This window comes from Pasteurella sp. XG20 (assembly GCF_018968665.1).
GTDB lineage: Bacteria > Pseudomonadota > Gammaproteobacteria > Enterobacterales > Pasteurellaceae > Pasteurella > Pasteurella multocida.
The window spans coordinates 1,025,530-1,047,448 of record NZ_CP076656.1; the positions used below are offsets into that span (position 1 = coordinate 1,025,530).

Annotated in this window: 19 protein-coding genes and 1 other RNA gene; 5 read left to right on the top strand and 15 right to left on the bottom strand. The window is 40.2% G+C overall.

Annotated features, from left to right (window positions below; translation table 11 throughout):
- Positions 1-56: 56 nt before the first annotated feature.
- Positions 57-1,820, top strand: coding sequence for a cysteine/glutathione ABC transporter permease/ATP-binding protein CydD (gene cydD, locus KPF51_RS04690; protein ID WP_061406052.1), 1,764 nt, complete (start codon positions 57-59; stop codon positions 1,818-1,820).
- A complete protein-coding gene (cydC, locus tag KPF51_RS04695) occupies positions 1,820-3,550 on the top strand; it encodes a cysteine/glutathione ABC transporter ATP-binding protein/permease CydC (RefSeq protein ID WP_005726387.1) in 1,731 nt (576 codons plus the stop codon). Before cydD ends, cydC begins: the two co-directional genes overlap by 1 nt.
- A gap of 27 nt (positions 3,551-3,577) precedes the next feature.
- Here the strand turns inward: cydC and ffs are convergent.
- Positions 3,578-3,676: signal recognition particle sRNA small type (gene ffs, locus KPF51_RS04700), an RNA gene on the bottom strand.
- Positions 3,677-3,865: 189 nt separating this feature from the next.
- On the opposite strand from ffs, the gene tesB reads away from it, so the two are divergent.
- Positions 3,866-4,744: an acyl-CoA thioesterase II gene (gene tesB, locus KPF51_RS04705; RefSeq protein ID WP_005726386.1), complete on the top strand. Its 879-nt coding sequence runs from the start codon at positions 3,866-3,868 to the stop codon at positions 4,742-4,744.
- The gene (locus KPF51_RS04710; protein WP_005726385.1) at positions 4,741-5,604 is read left to right on the top strand and encodes a ferritin-like domain-containing protein; all 864 of its coding nucleotides are present in this window, start codon (positions 4,741-4,743) and stop codon (positions 5,602-5,604) included. Before tesB ends, KPF51_RS04710 begins: the two co-directional genes overlap by 4 nt.
- Positions 5,605-5,686: 82 nt before the next feature.
- Here the strand turns inward: KPF51_RS04710 and rlmM are convergent, their stop codons facing one another.
- Entirely contained in the window at positions 5,687-6,784 is a 1,098-nt protein-coding gene (gene rlmM / locus KPF51_RS04715; RefSeq protein ID WP_005726384.1) for a 23S rRNA (cytidine(2498)-2'-O)-methyltransferase RlmM, read from the bottom strand.
- Positions 6,784-7,665: a transcriptional regulator GcvA gene (locus tag KPF51_RS04720; RefSeq protein WP_005726382.1), complete on the bottom strand. Its 882-nt coding sequence runs from the start codon at positions 7,663-7,665 to the stop codon at positions 6,784-6,786. The genes rlmM and KPF51_RS04720 overlap by 1 nt, the downstream gene beginning before the upstream one ends.
- 471 nt (positions 7,666-8,136) lie before the next feature.
- On the opposite strand from KPF51_RS04720, the gene KPF51_RS04725 reads away from it, so the two are divergent.
- The gene (locus KPF51_RS04725) at positions 8,137-9,159 is read left to right on the top strand and encodes a branched-chain amino acid aminotransferase (RefSeq protein WP_061406051.1); all 1,023 of its coding nucleotides are present in this window, start codon (positions 8,137-8,139) and stop codon (positions 9,157-9,159) included.
- Positions 9,160-9,250: 91 nt separating this feature from the next.
- Here the strand turns inward: KPF51_RS04725 and KPF51_RS04730 are convergent, their stop codons facing one another.
- From KPF51_RS04730 to KPF51_RS04785, 12 genes are all read right to left on the bottom strand, one after another.
- Positions 9,251-10,513: a cytosine deaminase gene (locus KPF51_RS04730; RefSeq protein ID WP_005726380.1), complete on the bottom strand. Its 1,263-nt coding sequence runs from the start codon at positions 10,511-10,513 to the stop codon at positions 9,251-9,253.
- A gap of 9 nt (positions 10,514-10,522) precedes the next feature.
- Complete coding sequence (gene codB, locus KPF51_RS04735; RefSeq protein WP_005722055.1) at positions 10,523-11,749, bottom strand: cytosine permease; 1,227 nt, start codon at positions 11,747-11,749, stop codon at positions 10,523-10,525.
- A 221-nt stretch (positions 11,750-11,970) separates the two neighbouring features.
- The gene (gene aroG / locus KPF51_RS04740) at positions 11,971-13,056 is read right to left on the bottom strand and encodes a 3-deoxy-7-phosphoheptulonate synthase AroG (protein WP_005726369.1); all 1,086 of its coding nucleotides are present in this window, start codon (positions 13,054-13,056) and stop codon (positions 11,971-11,973) included.
- A 146-nt stretch (positions 13,057-13,202) separates the two neighbouring features.
- Positions 13,203-14,456 (bottom strand): lipoprotein-releasing ABC transporter permease subunit LolE, encoded by a 1,254-nt coding sequence (lolE, locus tag KPF51_RS04745; protein ID WP_005726367.1) that lies wholly within the window; start codon positions 14,454-14,456, stop codon positions 13,203-13,205.
- On the bottom strand, positions 14,457-15,140 hold the full coding sequence (gene lolD / locus KPF51_RS04750) for a lipoprotein-releasing ABC transporter ATP-binding protein LolD (RefSeq protein ID WP_005726366.1): 684 nt from the start codon (positions 15,138-15,140) through the stop codon (positions 14,457-14,459).
- A 16-nt stretch (positions 15,141-15,156) separates the two neighbouring features.
- Positions 15,157-16,347, bottom strand: coding sequence for a lipoprotein-releasing ABC transporter permease subunit (locus KPF51_RS04755; RefSeq protein ID WP_005756466.1), 1,191 nt, complete (start codon positions 16,345-16,347; stop codon positions 15,157-15,159).
- 81 nt (positions 16,348-16,428) lie between these two features.
- Entirely contained in the window at positions 16,429-17,379 is a 951-nt protein-coding gene (locus KPF51_RS04760; RefSeq protein ID WP_064661118.1) for a 2-hydroxyacid dehydrogenase, read from the bottom strand.
- Positions 17,380-17,562: 183 nt separating this feature from the next.
- Positions 17,563-18,417, bottom strand: a complete 855-nt coding sequence (gene kdsA / locus KPF51_RS04765) for a 3-deoxy-8-phosphooctulonate synthase (protein ID WP_061406050.1) — start codon at positions 18,415-18,417, stop codon at positions 17,563-17,565.
- Positions 18,418-18,430: 13 nt separating this feature from the next.
- On the bottom strand, positions 18,431-19,225 hold the full coding sequence (locus KPF51_RS04770) for a SirB1 family protein (protein WP_005722041.1): 795 nt from the start codon (positions 19,223-19,225) through the stop codon (positions 18,431-18,433).
- A gap of 5 nt (positions 19,226-19,230) precedes the next feature.
- Complete coding sequence (prmC, locus tag KPF51_RS04775; protein ID WP_061406049.1) at positions 19,231-20,127, bottom strand: peptide chain release factor N(5)-glutamine methyltransferase; 897 nt, start codon at positions 20,125-20,127, stop codon at positions 19,231-19,233.
- Between the two features lie 58 nt (positions 20,128-20,185).
- Complete coding sequence (gene prfA, locus KPF51_RS04780; RefSeq protein ID WP_005751423.1) at positions 20,186-21,268, bottom strand: peptide chain release factor 1; 1,083 nt, start codon at positions 21,266-21,268, stop codon at positions 20,186-20,188.
- Between the two features lie 164 nt (positions 21,269-21,432).
- Positions 21,433-21,897, bottom strand: coding sequence for a glycine zipper 2TM domain-containing protein (locus KPF51_RS04785; protein ID WP_005751422.1), 465 nt, complete (start codon positions 21,895-21,897; stop codon positions 21,433-21,435).
- Positions 21,898-21,919 lie beyond the last annotated feature (22 nt).

Genomic DNA, 21,919 nt, shown 5'->3' on the forward strand with positions numbered 1-21,919 from the left:
TCTCGCCTTTGGGCGAATAATTTTTTTTCGCTTACGGAATCAATAATCGGACAGTTATGGAAAAATCTCGCCAAAAATATTTACAAAAATGGCTTTGGTCACAACAGAAACCCATCAGAAGACTATTAAATCTCAATATTATGCTGGCTTCGGGATCTTCAGTGATCTTAGTGATAAATACCTACTTTTTAGCGAATCTTCTCCATCACTTGATCATGCTCAATACAGCAAGGCATGAATTACTCCCTTCTTTTATTGGCTTAGTTATTGGCTTTGCTCTACGTGCTATCATTTTGTGGGTACGTGAACAAATTGGCTTTAAGTGCGGTCGAATTTTACGCAATATTTTGCGTCAGAAGATCTTAGACAAAATCCATCAAGTCGGTCCCGCCACCATTAACAATAAACCCGCGGGGAGCTGGGCGACCATTATGTTAGAGCAAGTGGAAAACCTCCATAATTACTATGCGCGCTATTTACCCCAACAGGCACTGTCTGCCATTGTTCCCGTTGTCATTTTAATCGCGATTTTTCCCTTAAACTGGGCGGCAGGTTTAGTTCTCATGATCACTGCGCCACTCATCCCGATTTTTATGATTTTAGTCGGGATTGCGGCGGCAGACAGTAGTCAGAAAAATATGGCGACCTTAGCCAAACTGAGCGGACAATTTTTAGACCGTTTACGCGGTTTAGAAACCCTACGTCTCTTTAATCGCACTGAAGAACAAACACAGCATATCGAAAAAAATACCGAAGATTTTCGCGAAACAACAATGGACGTATTAAAGATGGCATTTCTTTCCTCTGCCGTCTTAGAGTTTTTTACTTCCATTTCAATTGCGCTAATGGCGGTATATTTTGGATTCAGTTATTTAGGTGAATTAAACTTTGGTACCTATGATGCCCCTCTTACCTTATTTGTTGGTTTCTTTTGTTTAATTTTAGCGCCAGAGTTTTACCAACCCTTGCGTGATCTCGGTACATATTACCATGATCGTGCCGCTGGAATTGGCGCAGCGGACGTGATTGTCGACTTCTTAGAAGCCAATCACACAACGGCACAATCAACAGCACAACAGAATCCCCATATCGAAAGTGCGGTGGAAATCTGCGCAGAAAACCTTGTGATTCTCTCGCCACAAGGAAAGCCATTAACTCAATCCCTCAATTTTTCGCTACCTGCAGGAAGTCACACGGCTATTGTTGGACAAAGTGGTGCAGGAAAAACGTCCTTATTCAACGCAATTCTCGGCTTTCTAGCCTATCAAGGAAGCTTAAAAATCAATGGTATTGAACTCAAAGAGATGAATATTACACAATGGCGTAAACATATTGCTTGGGTAGGACAAAACCCGCTGTTATTACAAGGAAGCATCAAAGAAAATCTCTTATTAGGCGATATTGAGGCAACAGACGCACAAATTGATCAGGCTTTGTGTTTAGCACAAGCTAAAGAATTCACAGATAAACTGGGGCTAAACAGCGAAATTAAGGATGGCGGGCTTGGTGTTTCTGTGGGACAAGCGCAACGTTTAGCGATTGCTCGCGCCTTGCTGCGTCAAGGTCATTTACTTTTACTCGATGAACCGACTGCCAGTTTAGACGCACAGTCTGAAAATCTCGTTTTGCAAGCTTTACAACACATGAGTCAGCAACAAACCACTTTGATGATTACGCATCGTATTGAAGATTTAAAACAATGTGACACGATTTTAGTCATGCAACAAGGTGCAATTGTTCAACAAGGGCATTTTGAACAATTAAAAAATACGGGGTTCTTTGCTGAATTATTGACCCAACGAAAACAGGATGTAAATTAATGCGTGCACTCTTCCCTTTTTTACGTCTTTTTAAACATGCTAAGTTGACGCTATTTCTCGGCGTCCTATTAATGATTACTGGCTTAGCCGCCAGTATTGGTTTGCTCACCCTATCCGGTTGGTTTTTAGCTGCAACGGCAATTGCTGGTGTGGGGACGCTATTTAATTTCTTCTACCCTTCCGCTGGTGTACGTGGACTTGCAATTGGACGTACCGTAGCACGCTATTTTGAAAAAGTAGTGACTCATGATGCCACTTTCCGCGTATTAGCCAAATTGCGTGTACAAGTTTTTCGTCGCATCATTCCCCTCAGTCCCGCGGTACTTAACCGTTATCGCAACAGTGATTTATTAAATCGTTTAGTGGCAGATGTAGATACGCTAGATAGCTTATATTTGCGTTTAATTGCCCCCTTTATCAGCGCCATTGTCGTGATCGGTTTGATTACATTCGGATTAAGCTTTATTCATGTCCCGTTAGCACTGTTTATTGGTTTAACCTTACTCTGTTTTTTATTGATTATCCCTACTGTTTTTTATCATTTAGGCACAAAGTTTGGTGAGAAATTAATTAGCTCACGTGCCACTTATCGCACGCAATTTGTTGAATTTATTCAAGCCCAAGCAGAATTATTGTTATTTAACGCAAGCACACAACACCAACAAAAACTCAACCAAACAGAACAAGCATGGCAAGCGTATCAACAAAAAGAAGCCAATTTAGCAGGGCTTTCCAGTGCAATTTTATTACTAGTAAATGGGTTTATTTTGTCAGCGACTTTATGGTTTGCTGCAGAAGCCGATCTTGGCAATGGAACCTATAAAGCCGCACTGATGGCATTGTTTACCTTTTCGGCACTGGCTTCTTTTGAAATTTTAATGCCCATTGGTGCTGCGTTTTTGCATATTGGACAGGTGATTGCTTCAGCGGAAAATGTCAATGATATCATTGCACAAAAGGCATTAGTGAGCTTTGATGGAAATGAACAATTTGAACAAACAGAACAACCTTTAATTGAGGCAGAAAATCTGTCGTTCCGTTATCCTACACGCGACAATCTTGCGCTCAATCGCCTTAATTTAAGGATTTTAAGTGGACAAAAAGTCGCGATTTTAGGTAAAACCGGGAGTGGTAAATCAACTCTTTTACAACTTTTAGTACGTAACTATGATGCAGAACAAGGTAACTTACGACTTGCAGGCAAACCTATCCAACACTACAGTGAACAAGCATTACGTGAGCAAATTTGCTTTTTGACCCAACGTGTTCATGTCTTTAGTGACACCTTGCGCAATAATTTGCAAATAGCGAACGCAAATCTGATCGACGATGAAAAAATGATCGCGGTATTACAGCAAGTCGGACTAGAAAAATTGCTTACTCAAGATGAAGGGCTTGATAGCTGGCTTGGCGACGGCGGTCGTCCGCTTTCTGGTGGAGAACAACGTCGTTTAGGCTTGGCACGTGTATTATTAAATAACGCCCCTATTCTTTTATTAGACGAACCCACAGAAGGGCTAGATCGTGAAACTGAACGCCAAATTTTACGTCTAATTTTAGCGCACGCGCAAGGCAAAACTCTTTTAATGGTTACTCATCGATTAACCTTTATTGATCAATTTGATTTGCTTTGTATGATTGATGAAGCAACATTAATTGAACAAGGCAATTATCACGAACTCAGCCAGTTAGAACAAGGTTATTTTAGACAGTTGATTGAACGGATTTAAGGAAGAGAAGGATGGTGTTGGGTGGAAACCTTCCCAGCTTGATCTCGGCACACAGAAATTCTGACTTTGGCTGCTTTCTTCCGAACCTGACCGGGTAAACCAGACACCATTGCGAGGAACCGAGAAGGTTTCCATAGGATAATCACCGTACTTTCGCCAAGTGATTAGGTCGCGTATTATGCAACAAGATTTGAGATATTGCAAACATTGATGTGCGATTTCCGTGGGATTGCTTATATTTTATAACGTTTAGCGGTTTTCTAAACAAAAAATCGTTCTCCTATTCTATACCCTATTCACCATAAGGAACAAAATATGTCGAATGTCCTGAATAATTTAATTGCCTTATTACAACTTGAACGCCTTGATGATTTCCTTTTTCGTGGCAAAAGTGAAGATTTAGGTTTACGCCAAGTATTTGGTGGTCAAGTCGTCGCACAAGCCTTATCCGCGGCAATACAGGTCGCCCCGCCGGATCGTGTTTTGCACTCTTGCCATGCTTATTTTCTTTCGCCGGGCGATAGTCAACATGGGATTATTTATGATGTGGAAACCTTGCGCGAAGGACGTAATTTTACTGCTTTACGCGTCAAAGCGATTCAACACAATGAGCCGATTTGCCATATTACCGCCTCTTTCCAAAAAGCAGAGCAAGGCTTTGATCATCAAAGTAAAATGCCGGATGTAGAATCCCCCGATCAATTGATCGCAGAAAGTGTGATTATTCAAAAACTGGCACCTCATATTCCCGAAGCCATTCGTGCCAAATTCACCGCAGAGCGCCCTTTTGATATCCGCACCAAATATATCAACAATCCCTTTCATGGCAGCCAACTACCCGCAGAACAATTTGCTTGGGTAAAAGCCAATGGTCATGCACCACAAGATCACAAAATCCAACAATGTTTACTGGCTTATTTTTCCGATTTTCATTGTTTATTAACCGCACTTCATCCCCACCAAAAAGGCTTTTTACAAGCGGGGATGAAAGTAGCCACAATTGACCATTCTATTTGGTTCCACCGTCCTTTTGATTTAAATGATTGGTTGCTCTATGCCATTGAAAGCAATAATGCTTTTGCTGCACGTGGTTTGGCACGAGGGCAAATTTTTGACCGCCAAGGTCGTTTAATTGCTACGACGCAGCAAGAAGGCTTAATTCGTTATACACCTGAAAAAGGAGGTGAAAAATGACCGCACTTTGGCATGCCATCACAGAAGCATTAACTGAAACACGCCCAGAAGAGAAATGTGCACTCGTCAATCATTTATATGATGAATTACTGCCTCAAGTGCAATTCTCTTGTATATCAGATTTTCCTGAGGTCAATGCCACACAAGATATCGCTGGCTTTCCAACTAGACCCCTTTGTGTTGCGCCGAAAGACGTGCCCAAACGGGCTTTTGCCACAGAGGAAGGGTACGCTGCCACGTTACATGCCATTGCACACATTGAATTTAATGCGATTAATCTTGGATTGGATGCGGCTTGGCGTTTTGGTCGCTGTGCACAACAAGAACTGAATCAAGGCATGGCATTTGTTAAGGATTGGCTACGGGTAGCGCGTGAGGAAAGTACCCACTTTAGTTTGCTCAATCAACATTTGAAAAGCTTAGGCTATCAGTACGGTGATTTTGAGGCTCATGCGGGTTTATGGGAAATGGCACAAGCGACCGCACATGATATTTGGGAACGTATGGCACTCGTTCCGCGTGTTCTTGAAGCGCGAGGTTTGGATGCCACACCAGTGTTACAAGATAAAATCCGTCAACGGAAAGATTTTGCAGCAGTGGAAATTCTTGATGTGATTTTACGTGATGAGATCGGGCATGTTGGCATTGGTAATCACTGGTATCATGCCCTGTCAGAGAAACGCGGACTAGATGCGATGCAATCTTTTGCTGAATTACTGCGTAAATATCGTATTGTGATTTTCAAAGGTGTCATTAATACAGATGCACGTTTACAAGCGGGTTTTACACAATATGAATTAGATTGGATCTATGAAATTGAACAAACCTTAAAAAGCTATTTAAAAACAGGCAATAAATAGTATCCTCTCTCCTACCTTTTACATAAAAAAATCAAAAAAACACACCGCACTTTATCAAGGCGGTGTGTTGTTCATCCATCAGTTAGTCCAACGCTTTGACGGCAATATGCACCGTAATTTCTTCTCTATCATGATATAAATGTTTTGCTTGAATATGGTAACGGAATCCCTGTTTTTCTAAGCTTTCCTCGATCATCTGCAAACATTTTTTCACTTCAAGATAGCGTTTTTTCATCGGCAATTTCAAATTAAAAATTGTTTCATGGCACCAACCATTCACTAACCACTTGAGGATTAATTGGCTAATTCGGCTAGGTTGTTCCACCATATCACAGACTAACCAATCAATTTTGCTGCGTTTCGGTGGTTGAAATTTAAAGCCATCTTCTGCACAATGCTCAATACGTCCGGTATCGTGTAAGCTCGCCGCCATTTTGCCGTGATCGACCGCATAAACAAATAATCCACGCTTGACGAGCTGATATGTCCAACCACCGGGGCAAGCGCCCAAATCCACAGCATACATTTGCTCATTCAAACGTTTCTTTTCTTCTTCCCTAGACAGGAAAGTCAGAATGGCTTCTTCCAATTTTAACGTTGAACGGCTTGGCGCATCTAGCGGAAATTTCAAACGCGGAATCCCCATAAAATGCTCAGAATGATTATGGTTATAAGAATACCCCACATAACATTGAGTTGAATCTAACATCAGAATATGTAATGTCAGCCCTTGTTTATGATGTCGAGTCCCCTGTAACCAACCTTGTTTTTTTAGGGCTTGGCGTAATGGCACTGTAAATTTGCGACAAAAAGCAGACAGTGATTTTGCCTCATTCGTATCGGCTGTTTCAACAAGTAATTCGGTGCTGTATGTTAAATTGATTCGATGGGCTATCGCTTGGTATTGCTGAATAATCGGACTAATGCGATCTTGAACTGGGAGATCGGCTAAAAGGTCAGATACGACGATCATTTGGCGGGCAAAAATCAGTTGATTAAAAGGGATTTCACGCGCTAGGCGATCGGCATCGTCGGTTTGGTAACATTCAAAAATCACATAGCCTTGATTTTCCTCTACTCTGGCAAAACCAAATATGCCCAGTTCAGCCGCTTTTTCACTGATTTCAGCGGCAAGTTCTTTTTCAAAGCCAGGACGGCAATATAATACTAATTTATTCATTATTTTTGTTTCATTGTTTCAATGATCCAAGCGCGAAATGCTTGGATACGTTCATCATTTACATCAAAATGATTCACTACATAAAAAGATTTAGGATCATGTAAATTGGTCGGTAACACAATTTGTAAGTGACCATGATCAATTTCCTGTTGGGCTAACAAACGATTCGCCAAAACCAACCCCTGACCATGAATTGCGGCTTGCAACGCCATAAAAGTATGGCTAAACAAGGGACCTTGCTGAATATTTAAATCTTCTAACTGTAAAAAATTTGCCATGTTCTGCCAATTATCACGAGTATGGATATGAATCAGGGTATGATGTTTCAAATCTTCTTTGCTGTGAATAGGATTGTGCGCTAAGAGTTTTGGTGAAGCGAGAATAAGAAGATTTTCTTCCACTAACTTTTCAACCTGCAGATTATCCCAGTTTCCTTGTCCATAATAAATAGCAATATCAATATCTTTATTTAAAACCCCTTCATCCTGATCTACCCCTTTTAAGCGTACTTCAATCTCCGGATAGCGTTGATTAAACTCACTTAAATGTGGTACTAACCATTGCATACCAAAGGTCTGCGGGACACTAATCGTTAAGTGTTTATCATTTTTCTGGGCTAATAATTTCTCTGTTGCTTCTACCAATCGCCGTAAAATTTTATTCACATCCGTGAAGTAAGCTTTGCCTAATTCGGTTAATTCCAGCGATCGATTTTTACGTTTGAATAAGGTTATACCTAAAAAATCTTCTAATAATTTTATTTGATGGCTGATTGCTGCTTGTGTCACAAATAATTCTTCTGCAGCTTTTGTGAAACTTAAATGCCTAGCGGCGGATTCAAATGCTTTCAATGAATTCAAGGGAGGCAAACGTTTATACATATTTCTTCTCAATGTTTACTTTTTGATCTATAATATAGCGTGTTTCTTCGCATTAGTTTTTCTAATGCTTCATATAAAAAAATATCGATTGTCCACTCTCTTATTTCCCTCTAAAATGCGCGCATACTTAATGATTGGTAATTCCTTACTGGTTAAGAGTTTCGGACTTAAGTATGATGTTGTGTTTGCATATTGTTTGGGAAACCAAACAGAGTAACTTATCTTAAGTTACTTATTTTCACTTCCTGTATATTTATTTTAGACCCTTTTGGTTAAACACCGCTCTATTGAGCGGTGTTTTTTTATCTGTTCGATTCTAACATAGACCTGCTCACATTGCTTGTGTTCCGATTAAATATTTGCTGTTCCGTTTTTTCTTTAATCTTAATCTTTTTTTCAGATAAAGACTTGCAAGCCATGAAGAATGGTGTAGATTAAAAACATCACCAAACACAATAAAAGGACATAATAATGATAAAAGATCTTGATTGGAAAAATTTAGGCTTTGGCTATATTAAAACAGATTATCGCTATATCGCTTATTGGAAAGACGGAAAATGGTCAAAAGGCGAGCTAACAAAAGATAATGTACTGCATATTAGTGAAGGTTCAACTGCACTTCATTATGGGCAACAATGCTTTGAAGGACTCAAAGCTTATCGCTGTAAAGACGGTTCGATTAACTTGTTCCGCCCTGATCAAAATGCAGAACGTATGCAAGGCAGTTGTCGCCGTTTATTGATGCCTGAAGTGCCAACAGACATGTTTATTGATGCCTGTAAACAAGTGGTCAAAGCAAATCAAGCATGGTTAGCGCCTTATGGCACTGGTGCCACCCTCTATTTACGCCCTTTCTTGATTGGTGTAGGTGACAATGTCGGCGTCAATCCTGCGCCAGAATATATTTTCTCGATTTTCTGCTGCCCTGTTGGCGCTTATTTTAAAGGTGGCTTAAAACCGACTAATTTCTTAGTTTCAAATTATGATCGCGCCGCACCGCAAGGAACCGGGGCAGCAAAAGTGGGTGGAAATTACGCAGCAAGTCTTTATCCTGGTAAAGAAGCCAAACAAAACGGCTTTGGTGACTGTATTTATTTAGACCCGACCACACACACCAAAATTGAAGAAGTGGGTTCAGCGAATTTCTTCGGTATCACAAAAGATAACAAATTTATTACTCCGCTTTCGCCGTCAATTCTGCCAAGTATCACGAAATACTCGTTACTCTATCTCGCTAAAGCGCGGTTAGGTTTAGAAACAGAAGAAGGGGATGTGTATATCGATCAATTAGATCAATTTAAAGAAGCGGGCGCTTGTGGTACTGCTGCCGTCATCACACCGATTGGTGGTATCCAATATGGTGATAACTTCCATGTGTTCTACTCTGAAACGGAAGTCGGTGAAATCACCACCAAACTCTACAATGAATTAGTGGGTATCCAATTTGGTGATGTTGAAGCCCCTGAAGGTTGGATTGTTAAAGTAGATAACTAACCCTTAGCAAAGAAACATAAGTGCGGTCGAAAACTTCAAGATTTTCGACCGCACTTTTATGTCTTATTGATGAGATATCATTACACTATATTTAGCTGTAACTGACTTTCTCTTTCTCTGCAAGATAAATTTGCGTTTCTGCCAATTTCGTTTCTGCAATAATCTTACCCGCACGAATAGAATAACGTGTTGGTACTTGTCTTCTTACCGCATCAAAACCATTTTCTGCAGGTAGAATAATCAAGTTTGCCGAATGCCCAACCTGAATACCATAGTCCGTTAAACCTAATGCTTTTGCACTATTTTCAGTCACTAATTTTAGCCCTTCATTAATTTGCCCATAGCCCATTAATTGACAAACATGTAATCCCATATGTAATACTTGTAGCATATTGGCTGTGCCCAATGGATACCAAGGATCAAACACATCATCATGACCGAAACACACATTAATGTTATTTTTCAGCATTTCTTTCACTCTGGTAATACCACGACGTTTTGGATAAGTATCAAAACGCCCTTGCAAATGGATATTCACCAGTGGATTCGCCACAAAATGAATGCCTGACAATTTTAACAAACGGAACAAACGCGAGGCATAAGCACCATTATAAGAGTGCATTGCTGTCGTATGGCTCGCGGTAACTTTATCCCCCATTTCATACTTCAAGGCTAAAGCAGCAACGGTTTCCACAAAACGCGACTGTTCATCATCAATTTCGTCACAATGAATATCAATTTGTTTTCCGTATTTACGCGCAATCTTAAACGCGATATGCATGGACTCGACGCCATACTCACGGGTAAATTCAAAATGTGGAATGCCTCCTACTACATCCGCCCCCATCGCCATCGCTTGATCAAGTAATGCTTCACCATTAGGATAAGACAAAATCCCTTCTTGTGGAAAAGCCACAATTTGCAAATCAATCCAAGGTGCTACTTCTTTTTTCACTTCAAGCATCGCTTTCAGTGCCGTTAATGTGGGATCAGATACATCCACATGCGTACGCACATATTGCACCCCATTTGCAATTTGCCATTTTAACGTTTTCCATGCACGGGCTTTCACATCTTCATGGCTCAATAAGGATTTACGCTCTGCCCAACGTTCAATGCCTTCAAACAAGGTGCCTGATTGGTTCCAATTCGGTTGTCCTGCCGTTTGTGTTGCGTCTAAATGAATATGCGGTTCAACAAAAGGTGGATAAGCAATACCATTTTCTGCATCAACAATTTCGCCGACATAGTTTATTACTTCATCATTGGCACAAATTTGCACTATTTTTTGATCCTCAATCAAAATTTGCCAAAGCCCTTCTCGATCAGCAAGATGAACGTTTTTAATTAACATGATGCACTCCTATTTGGTTGCTAAGATTTTTGCACAGAATGGGTTAAGAAGAAGATAAGACAGTGCCCCGCCCAATACTGCGTTGACAGGAATAATGCCCGGTAAATATTTACCACAAGCGACACCAATCGCGACAGCAATAATCGCGGTCCAATTAATAGTCACGAATTTGGCTTGTTCAAAATCTTGATAAGATTTACGACGTAGCAAGTAATCCGCAATAATAACGCCCCCCACAGGTGGAATTGCTGAAGATAAGAAAGTGAGCCAGCCAACAAAATTATTATATAGCCATAATGCAGACAATGTGCCAATCACGCCATTCACCATGGATAAAATACGGCTACTTAACCCGGTGATATTGGCAAAACCTAAGCCTGACGCATAAAGCGCGTTATCGTTAGTGGTCCAAATGTTTAAACCTAATACAATAATGGCAGGTAAGATCAACCCTTGCGCGACCATAACATCAGAAATATCTGCCATGCCTTTTACTGACGCCCCAGCGGCACCAAAAATAAACATCAACGAGTTACCTAGAAAGAACGCGATCATGCTGATAAGAATCGCTTGTTTCGGTACACGCCCAAAGCGAACAAAATCCGCAGTTAAGCTCCCCGCACTAATAAAAGAACCCACTACTAGAGTAATCGCCATAGAGAGAGGCATTTGCTCTTTCGGAACAATACTTCTGAGTACATCTAGTCCTCCTGCGTCTGTTACCGCCAAATACACAGAATAAGAACCTAAAACAGCAATCGCAGGCACAGCAACGGCAGATAATACTGTCAGGGCAGAAATCCCAAAATACACCGTTACGGTCATTAATAATCCTGATGCAATAATTAACGTATTTACATCAATTCCCGTGACTTTATTGACCGGAATAGCGAACATCGCCACCCCAACACCAAACCAACCAACTTGTGTTCCACCAAGCAATAAAGACGGTAACCATGAGCCTTTTACCCCAAAAGAATAACGTGCCAGAATATGCGTAGTTAGCCCCGTTTTGGCACCAATATAACCTAAACAAGCGGTATAGACCCCTAGCATTAAGTTACCAATCAAAATAGCGGTCCAAAAATCGTCATAGTGCAGTGAAGTGCCTAAAGTGCCACCAGTCCACATACTTGCAGAGAAAAATGTCAAACCTAACATCACAAATGTCAGCGCAATACCTCCTTTACGCTCATGTTGTGGTACCGGTTTCAAACTAAAGTTATCTAAACTCATTTTTAATTCCTTTTGGTCAAAAAATAAAAAATCGCTGTATTATAATCCGCTTATTTAGAAAGGCAAACGTTTGCTTTAAGAAGTGCAAAAATAGTTAACCGCATATTAAGAGGATAAAAACAAGGTTAAAGAGGAAAATAAAGGGAGGATAAAAGAGAATTATGCTATCTGAGTGAGAGGAAAAGAAAAAGCGCCAGATTCACTGACGCTTTAACCTGTATTTATTGCTGCAAATTTCGGCGTTGGATGACAGCTTTTGAAAGCGATTCCAAAACTTTCTCGCTATCTTCCCACCCAATACAAGCGTCCGTGATACTCTGCCCATAAGTGACCGCTTTTCCATCTACTAAATCTTGTCGCCCTTCAACAAGATGGCTTTCTACCATCACACCAAAGATTTGAGTAGAACCCATAGCGATTTGCTGGCAAACACTGTCACAAACCTCTAATTGTTTTTTAAATTGTTTACAACTGTTAGCATGGCTGAAATCGACCATCACATGTGGAATACGCCCTGTTTTTTCGATCTCTGCACAAACCATAGCAATATGCTCTGCGTCATAATTAGGACCTTTATCACCGCCTCGTAAAATAATGTGGCAGTCTTCATTCCCTTTTGTAGATACAATCGCAGAATGACCAAATTTCGTGACAGAAAGAAAATAATGTGGTGCTTCTGCTGCCCCAATCGCATCTAACGCGATTCTGACCCCGCCATTTGTACCATTTTTAAAGCCAACTGCACAAGATAGACCAGAGGCAAGTTCACGGTGCACCTGTGATTCTGTGGTTCTGGCACCAATCGCACCCCAACTCATGAAATCAGCCAGATATTGTGGGGTAATCATATCCAAAAATTCACCCGCAGCCGGTACCCCTAAATCATTAACGTCCGATAATAATTTACGCGCAAGACGCAACCCTTCATTCAGCTCAAAGGTACCATTTAGGTGAGGATCATTAATCAAGCCTTTCCACCCTACCGTGGTTCGCGGTTTTTCAAAATAGACACGCATAATAATCTCCAAGCTATCTTGGTATTTTTCGCGCATCATTTTAATCCGTTTCGCATACTCCAGCGCAGAAACAGGATCATGAATGGAACAAGGTCCCATGACAACTAATAAACGGTCATCTTTTCGATGAATAATATTATGTGCTTTTTTTCGTGTTTGTCTGACGGTTTCTACTGCCACATCACTGGCAGGAAATTTTTCTAATAACGCCACAGGCGGTAAAACTTGTTCAATTTTATCAATTCTGGTGTCATCATTTTCGATATAAATTTCATTTTTATATTCTGTCATACTGCGCTCACTTACTTCTTATAAAACGGTTCATTTTTTAATCTTATTTTTCAATAGGTTATTTTATCAAAATCATTGATACTGCCAATCTAGCACCAATAAACACACTAGTAAACTAGTTTTAAGCTTCAATTATAATAATTCATCTAATAATGACTCAAAACCTGTGCAGGTTGTAATTTGGCGGCACGATTTGCAGGATATAGGCTAGCAAGTAAACTCAAAATTAATGCTGAACAGAATACGAGCAAAATATCTTGCCAATGTAATTCACTTGGTAAGAAATCCACAAAATAAATCCCATCAGATAGCAGTTTCCGCCCTAGTAAATATTCAACCCCCTGTATGATTGAGGTTAAGTTTAACGCCAAAATAATGCCTAAAAAGATGCCAATTAAACACCCTTTCATGCCCGCTTGCAAGCCATACCAAATAAAAATTTGCTTAATAAAGCGATTATTTGCCCCTAAAGTACGCATAATCGCAATATCACCTTGTTTATCTTTCACCGCCATAATCAAGGTCGAAATAATATTAAAGCAAGCTACACCGATGACCAATACCATAGCGATATACATTACGCTACGAATTAATTGGATATCTCGATACATATAACCAAATTTATGAATCCAATGTTGTGCATAAAGGGCTTGCGGGTAGTCCTGTAACATCGGAAACGTTAATGTTTGTACTTGAAATGGCTGTTTCACTTTCAGTTCCACACCATGTACTTCGTCTGTGCTTATACCTAATAGTGTCTGAGCTTGTGTAAGCGGTAATAAAGCATAGCTGTGATCTAATTGACCTTCTAAACGTAAAATGCCACTGACTTGGATGCGATGACGAATGGGCTGAGCCAATTGATTTTGCTCATTGGGTGGCGAAATCAGTAAACTCACCCAATCCCCAGCGACTACGTCCAGCTCACGAGCAATGCCATAACCTAAAATCAAACCAGACTGCTGTTCAAAAACCTTCCACCCTTCATCTAATACAAATTGCCCTAACGCGCTGACTTGATCTTGTGCGGACTTTTCTACCCCTTTGACTTGCACCACTTTGAGTTTAGTGCCATTTTCAACTAAAGCAGTAAAAGTCACATAGGGCGAAATGCCGTCGATTTGCTCATGCTGCGCTAATGTTTTAACCAAGGGTTGCCAAGGTTTAATACTACTGGTACCTTTTTCATTGGGATAAGCCATTATTTCAACATGCGGAACCACCGCTAAAATGCGTTGATTTAACTCTCGTTCAAATCCATTCATAGCACTCAATCCCACAATTAGCACTGCCACACCCAGTGCAATACCAATGCTAGAAAACGCAGAAATCAAAGAAACTAAGCGATTTTTTTGCTTACTTCGCTGATAACGCCAGCTAATAAAAAACGGTGTATTCATTTAATGCTCCTCACGTAATACACCATCTTGCATCACTAAACGACGCGATAGTTTTTCAGCTAGCGCTAAATCATGTGTGACTAATAAAAACGCAATATTTTGTTCTTGATTGAGTTGTTTAATCAGATCGAAAATACTTTCTGTGGTTTTCCGATCTAAGTTACCAGTAGGTTCATCAGCCAGCACCAAGGCGGGATGATTGACCAATGAGCGTGCAATGGCAACGCGCTGTCTTTCTCCACCAGAAAGGGCGGACGGGCGATGTGAGATACGATGTGATAAACCCACCGCAGTTAACATTTTTTCTGCACGATCTTGCGCTTCCGATCTATTTTGCTTACCAATTAACATGGGCATCATCACATTTTCAAGCGCGCTAAAATCCGCCATTAAATGATGAAATTGATAAACAAACCCTAAATATTGGTTACGTAATTGCGCTAACTGATTCGCATTAATTTTCTGCAATGATTGATTTTGAATAAAGACTTCACCACTTGTCGGCTGATCTAATCCCCCTAACACGTGCAAGAGTGTGCTTTTCCCCGACCCTGAACTCCCGACAATCGCGACAAGCTCCCCTGCTTGCATCGAAAAAGAGACGTCTTTTAAAACTTGTGTCTGTTGCGCCCCTTCTTGATAATATTTTGTAATATGCTGACAATGTAATAAGTGTGATTTCATATCCAAGTTTGCCTTCTTATTCATAACGTAGTGCTTCTGCCGGATCAATTTGCGCTGCACGATAAGCAGGATAAATTGTGGAAATTAAAGATAATAATAACGAAAAAAATAAAATAATCATGAACTGGAGCGGATCAAATGCCGTCGGTAAATAAATATCCGCAGAATTGAACCAACCGACTAGCCTATCTAAGTTTAGCGTCACGAGAACACCTAATATGGCACCAATCACGGTACCAACAAAGCCGACCAAACAACCTTGATAAATAAAAATCGACCGCACTTGGCGTTTATTAAGTCCTTGTGTTTGTAAAATCGCGATCTCGCCTTGTTTATCCACGACCATAAGGCTAAGTGATGTCACAATATTAGAAACTGCCACAACAATAATTAAGCTAATTAAGAGTCCCATCATGTTTTTTTCCATACGCACCGCTTGGAAAAATTCGCCTTTTTGTTGACGCCAGTCGTATAATTGCCAAGATTGCTCAGCAAAATATTGTGGAAGTTCAGTAATTTGGAAAGGGTCTTGCAGAAATAAACGATAGCCTTGTGCCTGCTCAGGTTGAATGCGCATTAAACGTCCAATATCAGATAAATGAGCAAAAACTTCATAACTCGATGCTTCATCTCCTGAATAATAAATATCACTGACCGTAAACAGACGTTGTACGGGAACACGACCGAAAGGGGTATATTGACTGTTTTCTGTCATCATCAAGCGCACTTTATCGCCAATATGTAGCTGTAATTTTTGTGCGAGTTGCGCCCCAATCACTAAATTAAAGGCGCCTGGTGGTAGAATTTGTTCAAAATCAGGGCTCAACATATCCATTAATAAAGGATCATCAGCCGATTGTTGTACACCAATGACTTGACCTGCACTCACGCCTGTTGCCGTTTGTAAAATCACTTGTGTTTGATTGATCGGCACCGCTTTTTGCACAAAAGGCGGTAATGCAATCATTTCATCTGTTAATGTAATGCGTTGTGTTGCTGGCATAACAATAGCGTGTGGAATGTTTGCTAAGACATGCTTCTTTTGATGTTGTTCTAAGCCATTCATCACAGACAACACAATGATCAATGCCATCACGCCCAACACAATACCAATACTGGCCAGATTGGTAACCAGACGTCCAAAACGGTCCGCACTTTTTGCTCGCCAGTAACGCAATGCAATGAATAAAGGAACAGAAAATTTCATTTTTACCAAAATCAAGTCATAAAAAATATCGTGCTATTATTGCATAAACAACATACAACAACATCACGATATTTAATTTAGTTAAGCAATCTGCTCATTTTTTACAAAGTCTTCAATGTTTTGTTTCACCTTATTCACTAAGGTAGTAACCGCACTGTCGGATGCCCAAGCAATATGCGGGGTAACAATTAAATTAGGCAAACGTGTGGCAGCTTGGATAATTGGGTTGTTTTTTTCAGGCGGTTCTTTCACTAACACATCAACTGCGGCACCACCAAGATGTCCACTTTCTAATGCAGCGACTAACGCCTGTTCATCCACTAAAGGACCACGTCCTGTATTAATTAAAAATGCGCCTTTTTTCATCAAAACTAAGGTGTCTTGATTGATCAGATTTTGTGTGGTGTCCGTCAATGGGCAATGTAATGTCAAGATATCCGCTTGTGCTAACACCTCTTCAAAGGGGGTATAACCCTCACGACATGTTTTCGCACCTTTATGTTCTGCATAAAGTACATTCATGCCAAGTGCGGTCGCTAATCGACCGATTTCAGAACCTAAACAGCCTCGTCCCACGACACCAAGGGTTGAGCCTTTCACATCTGTAATCGGATAATCAAAGTAACAAAATTGTTTGCAATCTGCCCATTTTGCAGATAATTGATCGCGATACCAGCTCATAATACTGTGTTTGAGCGCATATATCAGACCTATCACATGTTCTGGTACGGTTGTGGATGAATACCCTGTCACATTTTTCACCGTGATTCCAAGTTCTTGTGCAGCCACCAAATCCACATTATTGGTCCCTGTTGCCGTAATCGCGATTAATTTTAATTTAGGTAATTGTTGCATCACTTCACGACTAAAGAGGACTTTACTGGTTACCGCAATGTCTACATCTTGCATACGTTCTACGACTTGATCTGGTGTCGTATGCTCATATTCAACCCATTGATGTGGAAAACTTGGGCGAGGAATCGGGATATGTTTAGGTATCGCGGTACTATCTAGAAAAACAATTTTTAACATTATTCACTCCTTTTTGTTATCAGCATTTCTATTCTGTCCAATTTAATTTCAGATAGCAAATAGAAATTTGCGCAATAATAAATTTTTGCAATACATTCAAAAATAAGTGACTTTTATGAATAATATAGACATATAAAAAAAGCCCTACCTCAGAAAAGGCAGGGCTTTCGTTTTTCACACAAATTAATTGGCGGTATCTAATTCTGGGAAATGTTTCACCAGATCATCAATCGCTTTCATTTGATGTACAAAACCTTCTAATGCAGATAGCGGTAAAGCTGAAGGCCCATCACATTTCGCTTGACTCGGATTCGGATGCGCTTCTAAAAATAACCCGGCTAATCCCACTGCCATTCCCGCGCGTGCTAATTCCGTGACTTGCCCACGGCGTCCCCCTGAGGCCGCACCGAATGGATCACGACATTGTAATGCGTGGGTCACATCAAAAATCACAGGGCAACCTTTTGATACTTTTTTCATCACAGAAAAACCCAACATATCTACAACTAAATTGTCATAACCAAAATTGGTGCCTCGATCGCATAAAATAACCTTATCATTACCACATTCTTCAATTTTCTCAACGATATTCCCCATTTGACCTGGACTTAAAAATTGTGGTTTTTTCACATTAATAATCGCGCCCGTTTTTGCCATCGCTGCCACTAAATCGGTTTGACGTGCTAAAAAAGCAGGTAATTGAATGATATCAACAACTTCAGCGACTGGTTGACATTGATAAATTTCATGTACATCTGTAATCAATTTAACCCCAAATGTGTCTTTCAACTCTTGGAAGATTTTCAGACCTTGTTCCATACCCGGTCCACGATAAGAATGGATAGATGAGCGGTTTGCTTTGTCAAAAGAAGCCTTAAACACATAAGGCACCCCTAATTTTTCCGTGACCTTAACATAAGCTTCGCACACTTGCATCGCCATATCGCGACTTTCTAATACGTTCATTCCCCCAAACAAAACAAAGGGTTTGTCATTAGAAATCTCAATTTCGCCTAAGCGAATCACTTTATTTTGCATCATGTTTTCCTTCTTAATGTATAGGATAAGTATCTTGTTTTAACTCTTCTAACTGATTTTTCAGTAAAAGCGCGGTTGGGTCCTGAGGGCATTGATCGATAAAATACTGAAAATCCTCTGTTGCCACATGGTAGCAGCCCATTTGCGCTAAAACCAATCCTCTATCACGAATTTCATAAGGATCTTCAGGATTATAATGAATTAAACGTGCAATATAACAAAAGGCTTCATCATTTTTTTCTTCCCGAATTAACGCATTCTTGGCAAGTTGACGGAAACGCCCTAGTAAATCGCCCACATTCGCAATCGCTAATTCAGCGGGTGTCAATGTCATACCAAATCCCATCGCTCCTTCGTACCATTTATGTAATAACGCTTGCGAAATATATTGCCCATCCCACGGGTTAATAAAGGCAACTTCTCCTTCTACTTCCGCACGAATCACTAATTGGGTTGGGAAATTGACAGGGTAAAGCGGTAAATTGAGCTTATCTGCAATATATAACAAAATTGCGCCCAGGCTCACCGGCATACCGCGACGTGTTTCTAAAACATCATTGAGGTATAAATTGGACGATAAAAAATACGACTCTGGATCACAATGAAATCCCCACTCGCCATAAAATAGCTGCAAAAGAAGATGAATTTTCGCTTTAGTTTCCAAGGTATCTGGAATTTCTTTTCTTGCTACACGGACTAAATGGCCTATCTGCCCACGAAGACGTAACCGATCTTCATGTTCCATACCGAGTGTTGTATGGTAAAAACTCAACATTTCATCATATAGGGCTTTTTTCACATAGTTCATTCTACTCACCTCCAACAACCTAAGGTTACCCTTTCATTCCCACTATAATCTTTTAGCGTCGCAACTTTATGCCATAAATTTTTTTGAAAAATTGACCGCACTTTTTCAGCTTGTTGCCAGCCATGTTCGAGTAATAACACCCCTTGTGGCTTTAAAAACAAAGGAGCTTGTTCAATAATATGGCGGATATCGGCATACCCCTCTTCCGCGGCGACTAAGGCAGATAAAGGCTCAAAACGGACATCACCTTGTGTCAAATGCGGATCGTTTTTATCAATGTAAGGGGGGTTACTGACAATCAAATCAAAGCGAATCTCTGGATTAAGTGCATCAAACCACACACTTTGTAAAAAGTTAACTTTTAAGTCATTTTGCTTGGCATTGTCTTTTGCTAAAGCGACCGCTTCAGCAATACGATCAACACCCAAAATATTTAAATTGATACCGCACTTTTGCGTTAACGGCGTCAATTCTGCCGCTAAGGCTAATGCAATTGCCCCCGTTCCTGTACCTAAATCAAGTATTGAAAGTTCGCCGGAAACGTGCGCTGAAGTCACTCGTTGTTTTGCGAAGTCTAACGCATGCTCAACTAAAACTTCAGTATCTGGACGAGGAATCAACGTGTGTTCTGATACTTTCAATGACAATGACCAAAATGCTTTTTCCCCGAGAATATAGGCAATCGGCTCACCTTTAGCACGACGCATTAAAAGTTGTGCTAACTGCTGTAATTCTACTTCCGTTAGCACTGTTTCTGAAAAAGCGAGAATATTCGCTTTTGAACGTTTAGTGACGGTTTGTAATAAGAGAACACTCTCACTTTTTACATCTAAAAAAGGATCGTTCTCCTTATTTTTCATCAATACATGTTCAGCGAATTGTCGCCATTCTTGATACGTCATTATTTAATCATTTGAATGTGTTTATATCCATCACCTACAGATTTCGCTTTAATATCTATTAGGCTTGCTCTGACAAGGCAGCAAGTTGATCTGCTTGATATTCGGTAATAATCGGTTGAATTAATTCATCAATTTTACCATTCATCACTTCATCTAAACGGTAAACCGTTAAGTTAATACGGTGATCTGTCACACGACCTTGTGGATAGTTGTAGGTGCGGATTTTGTCTGATCGGTCACCAGAACCCAATAAATTACGACGGGTATCCGCTTGAGCTTGCTCTTGACGTTCTTTTTCCGCCTGAACAATACGTGAAGCTAATACAGACATGGCTTTCGCTTTGTTTTTATGCTGCGAACGCTCATCTTGACACTCGACCACAATTCCCGTTGGAATATGAGTAATACGCACCGCCGAATCTGTGGTATTTACGTGCTGACCACCCGCCCCTGAAGAACGGTAAGTATCAATACGTAAATCAGATGGATTGATTTCTGGTAACTCAGACTCAGGTAACTCTGGCATCACGGCAACGGTACAAGCAGAGGTATGAATGCGGCCTTGTGATTCGGTCTTAGGGACACGCTGAACACGGTGACCACCTGACTCAAATTTTAATTGCCCATAAACGCCTTCACCATTGACCTTCACAATAATTTCTTTATAACCACCCTGCTCACTTTCATTGGCACTTAATACTTCTACTTTCCAACGTTTACTTTCTGCATAACGGCTATACATACGGAATAAATCGCCAGCAAAAATCCCGGCTTCATCCCCACCTGTTCCAGCACGAATTTCTAGATAGCAGTTATATTCATCATTTGGATCTTTTGGCAGCAATAAAATTTGTAATTGTTGTTCAACTTGTTCGATTTCTGTTTTACATGCTTCAATTTCTTCTTGCGCCATTTCTTTCATGCTAGGATCATCGAGTAAAAGTTGCGCTTCTTCCATATTACTGTTTAATTGATTCCAACGAGCAAAACATTTCACCACATCTTCTAATTGTGCATATTCTTTTGAGTAAGCTCGAAATTTATCTTGATCACTGATAACAGAAGCCTCACCCAATAATGCTTCTAGCTCCTCGTGGCGCTCTTTCAAACTTTCTAATTTACTGATAATTGTGGGTTTCATTCCTTAACCTTACTGAATTAACAAAAACGAAATAAAAAATCGAATAATTCTAACATGTATTGTGAAAGAAATTATAGAAATATTGCCAATAATCTGTTTCTAAGAGTAAAAGAAAAAGGCCTTCAGTTAAGTTACTGAAAGCCTTTTCATGAATAAAAGAAATCTTAATGAATCACAGATACATTCACTTTAGAACCACCTACGATACGCACACGCGCACCTGGAACTAAGCTTTGATCATATTTTTGTACAACAACGATTTCTTGTCCGTTGTCTTTTTTGATCACTAATTCTAAAGAATCTACTTGGTTCAATTTTTCTTCCGCTTTCGCGCCAATAACTGCACCAGCAATTGCTCCAACTGTCGTTGCAATCATTTGACCAGTACCACCACCGATACCAGAACCTACGATACCCCCTAGCGCACCGCCACCAAAGCCACCAAGAACTCCTTGGCTATCAGCTTGAATTTTGACAGGACGACTAGAAACAATCGTACCATAAGAAATTGAACGTACTTCTTTTGCTTGATTACCTTCGTACACATTACCACTGTAAATGTCGGTATTAGCGCAACCTGCTAAGCCTAAACTCATTAAAATAGCTAAGGCAAATGTTACTTTTTTCATAGAACTCCTACTTTAAAAATAG

What these genes read in the sequence shown, in the direction of transcription:
- cydD (WP_061406052.1), top strand. Translation starts at nt 57, where the DNA reads ATGGAAAAATCTCGCCAAAAATATTTACAAAAATGGCTTTGGTCACAA.
- cydC (WP_005726387.1), top strand. Translation starts at nt 1,820, where the DNA reads ATGCGTGCACTCTTCCCTTTTTTACGTCTTTTTAAACATGCTAAGTTG.
- tesB (WP_005726386.1), top strand. Translation starts at nt 3,866, where the DNA reads ATGTCGAATGTCCTGAATAATTTAATTGCCTTATTACAACTTGAACGC.
- KPF51_RS04710 (WP_005726385.1), top strand. Translation starts at nt 4,741, where the DNA reads ATGACCGCACTTTGGCATGCCATCACAGAAGCATTAACTGAAACACGC.
- rlmM (WP_005726384.1), bottom strand. Translation starts at nt 6,784, where the DNA reads ATGAATAAATTAGTATTATATTGCCGTCCTGGCTTTGAAAAAGAACTT.
- KPF51_RS04720 (WP_005726382.1), bottom strand. Translation starts at nt 7,665, where the DNA reads ATGTATAAACGTTTGCCTCCCTTGAATTCATTGAAAGCATTTGAATCC.
- KPF51_RS04725 (WP_061406051.1), top strand. Translation starts at nt 8,137, where the DNA reads ATGATAAAAGATCTTGATTGGAAAAATTTAGGCTTTGGCTATATTAAA.
- KPF51_RS04730 (WP_005726380.1), bottom strand. Translation starts at nt 10,513, where the DNA reads ATGTTAATTAAAAACGTTCATCTTGCTGATCGAGAAGGGCTTTGGCAA.
- codB (WP_005722055.1), bottom strand. Translation starts at nt 11,749, where the DNA reads ATGAGTTTAGATAACTTTAGTTTGAAACCGGTACCACAACATGAGCGT.
- aroG (WP_005726369.1), bottom strand. Translation starts at nt 13,056, where the DNA reads ATGACAGAATATAAAAATGAAATTTATATCGAAAATGATGACACCAGA.
- lolE (WP_005726367.1), bottom strand. Translation starts at nt 14,456, where the DNA reads ATGAATACACCGTTTTTTATTAGCTGGCGTTATCAGCGAAGTAAGCAA.
- lolD (WP_005726366.1), bottom strand. Translation starts at nt 15,140, where the DNA reads ATGAAATCACACTTATTACATTGTCAGCATATTACAAAATATTATCAA.
- KPF51_RS04755 (WP_005756466.1), bottom strand. Translation starts at nt 16,347, where the DNA reads ATGAAATTTTCTGTTCCTTTATTCATTGCATTGCGTTACTGGCGAGCA.
- KPF51_RS04760 (WP_064661118.1), bottom strand. Translation starts at nt 17,379, where the DNA reads ATGTTAAAAATTGTTTTTCTAGATAGTACCGCGATACCTAAACATATC.
- kdsA (WP_061406050.1), bottom strand. Translation starts at nt 18,417, where the DNA reads ATGCAAAATAAAGTGATTCGCTTAGGCGAAATTGAGATTTCTAATGAC.
- KPF51_RS04770 (WP_005722041.1), bottom strand. Translation starts at nt 19,225, where the DNA reads ATGAACTATGTGAAAAAAGCCCTATATGATGAAATGTTGAGTTTTTAC.
- prmC (WP_061406049.1), bottom strand. Translation starts at nt 20,127, where the DNA reads ATGACGTATCAAGAATGGCGACAATTCGCTGAACATGTATTGATGAAA.
- prfA (WP_005751423.1), bottom strand. Translation starts at nt 21,268, where the DNA reads ATGAAACCCACAATTATCAGTAAATTAGAAAGTTTGAAAGAGCGCCAC.
- KPF51_RS04785 (WP_005751422.1), bottom strand. Translation starts at nt 21,897, where the DNA reads ATGAAAAAAGTAACATTTGCCTTAGCTATTTTAATGAGTTTAGGCTTA.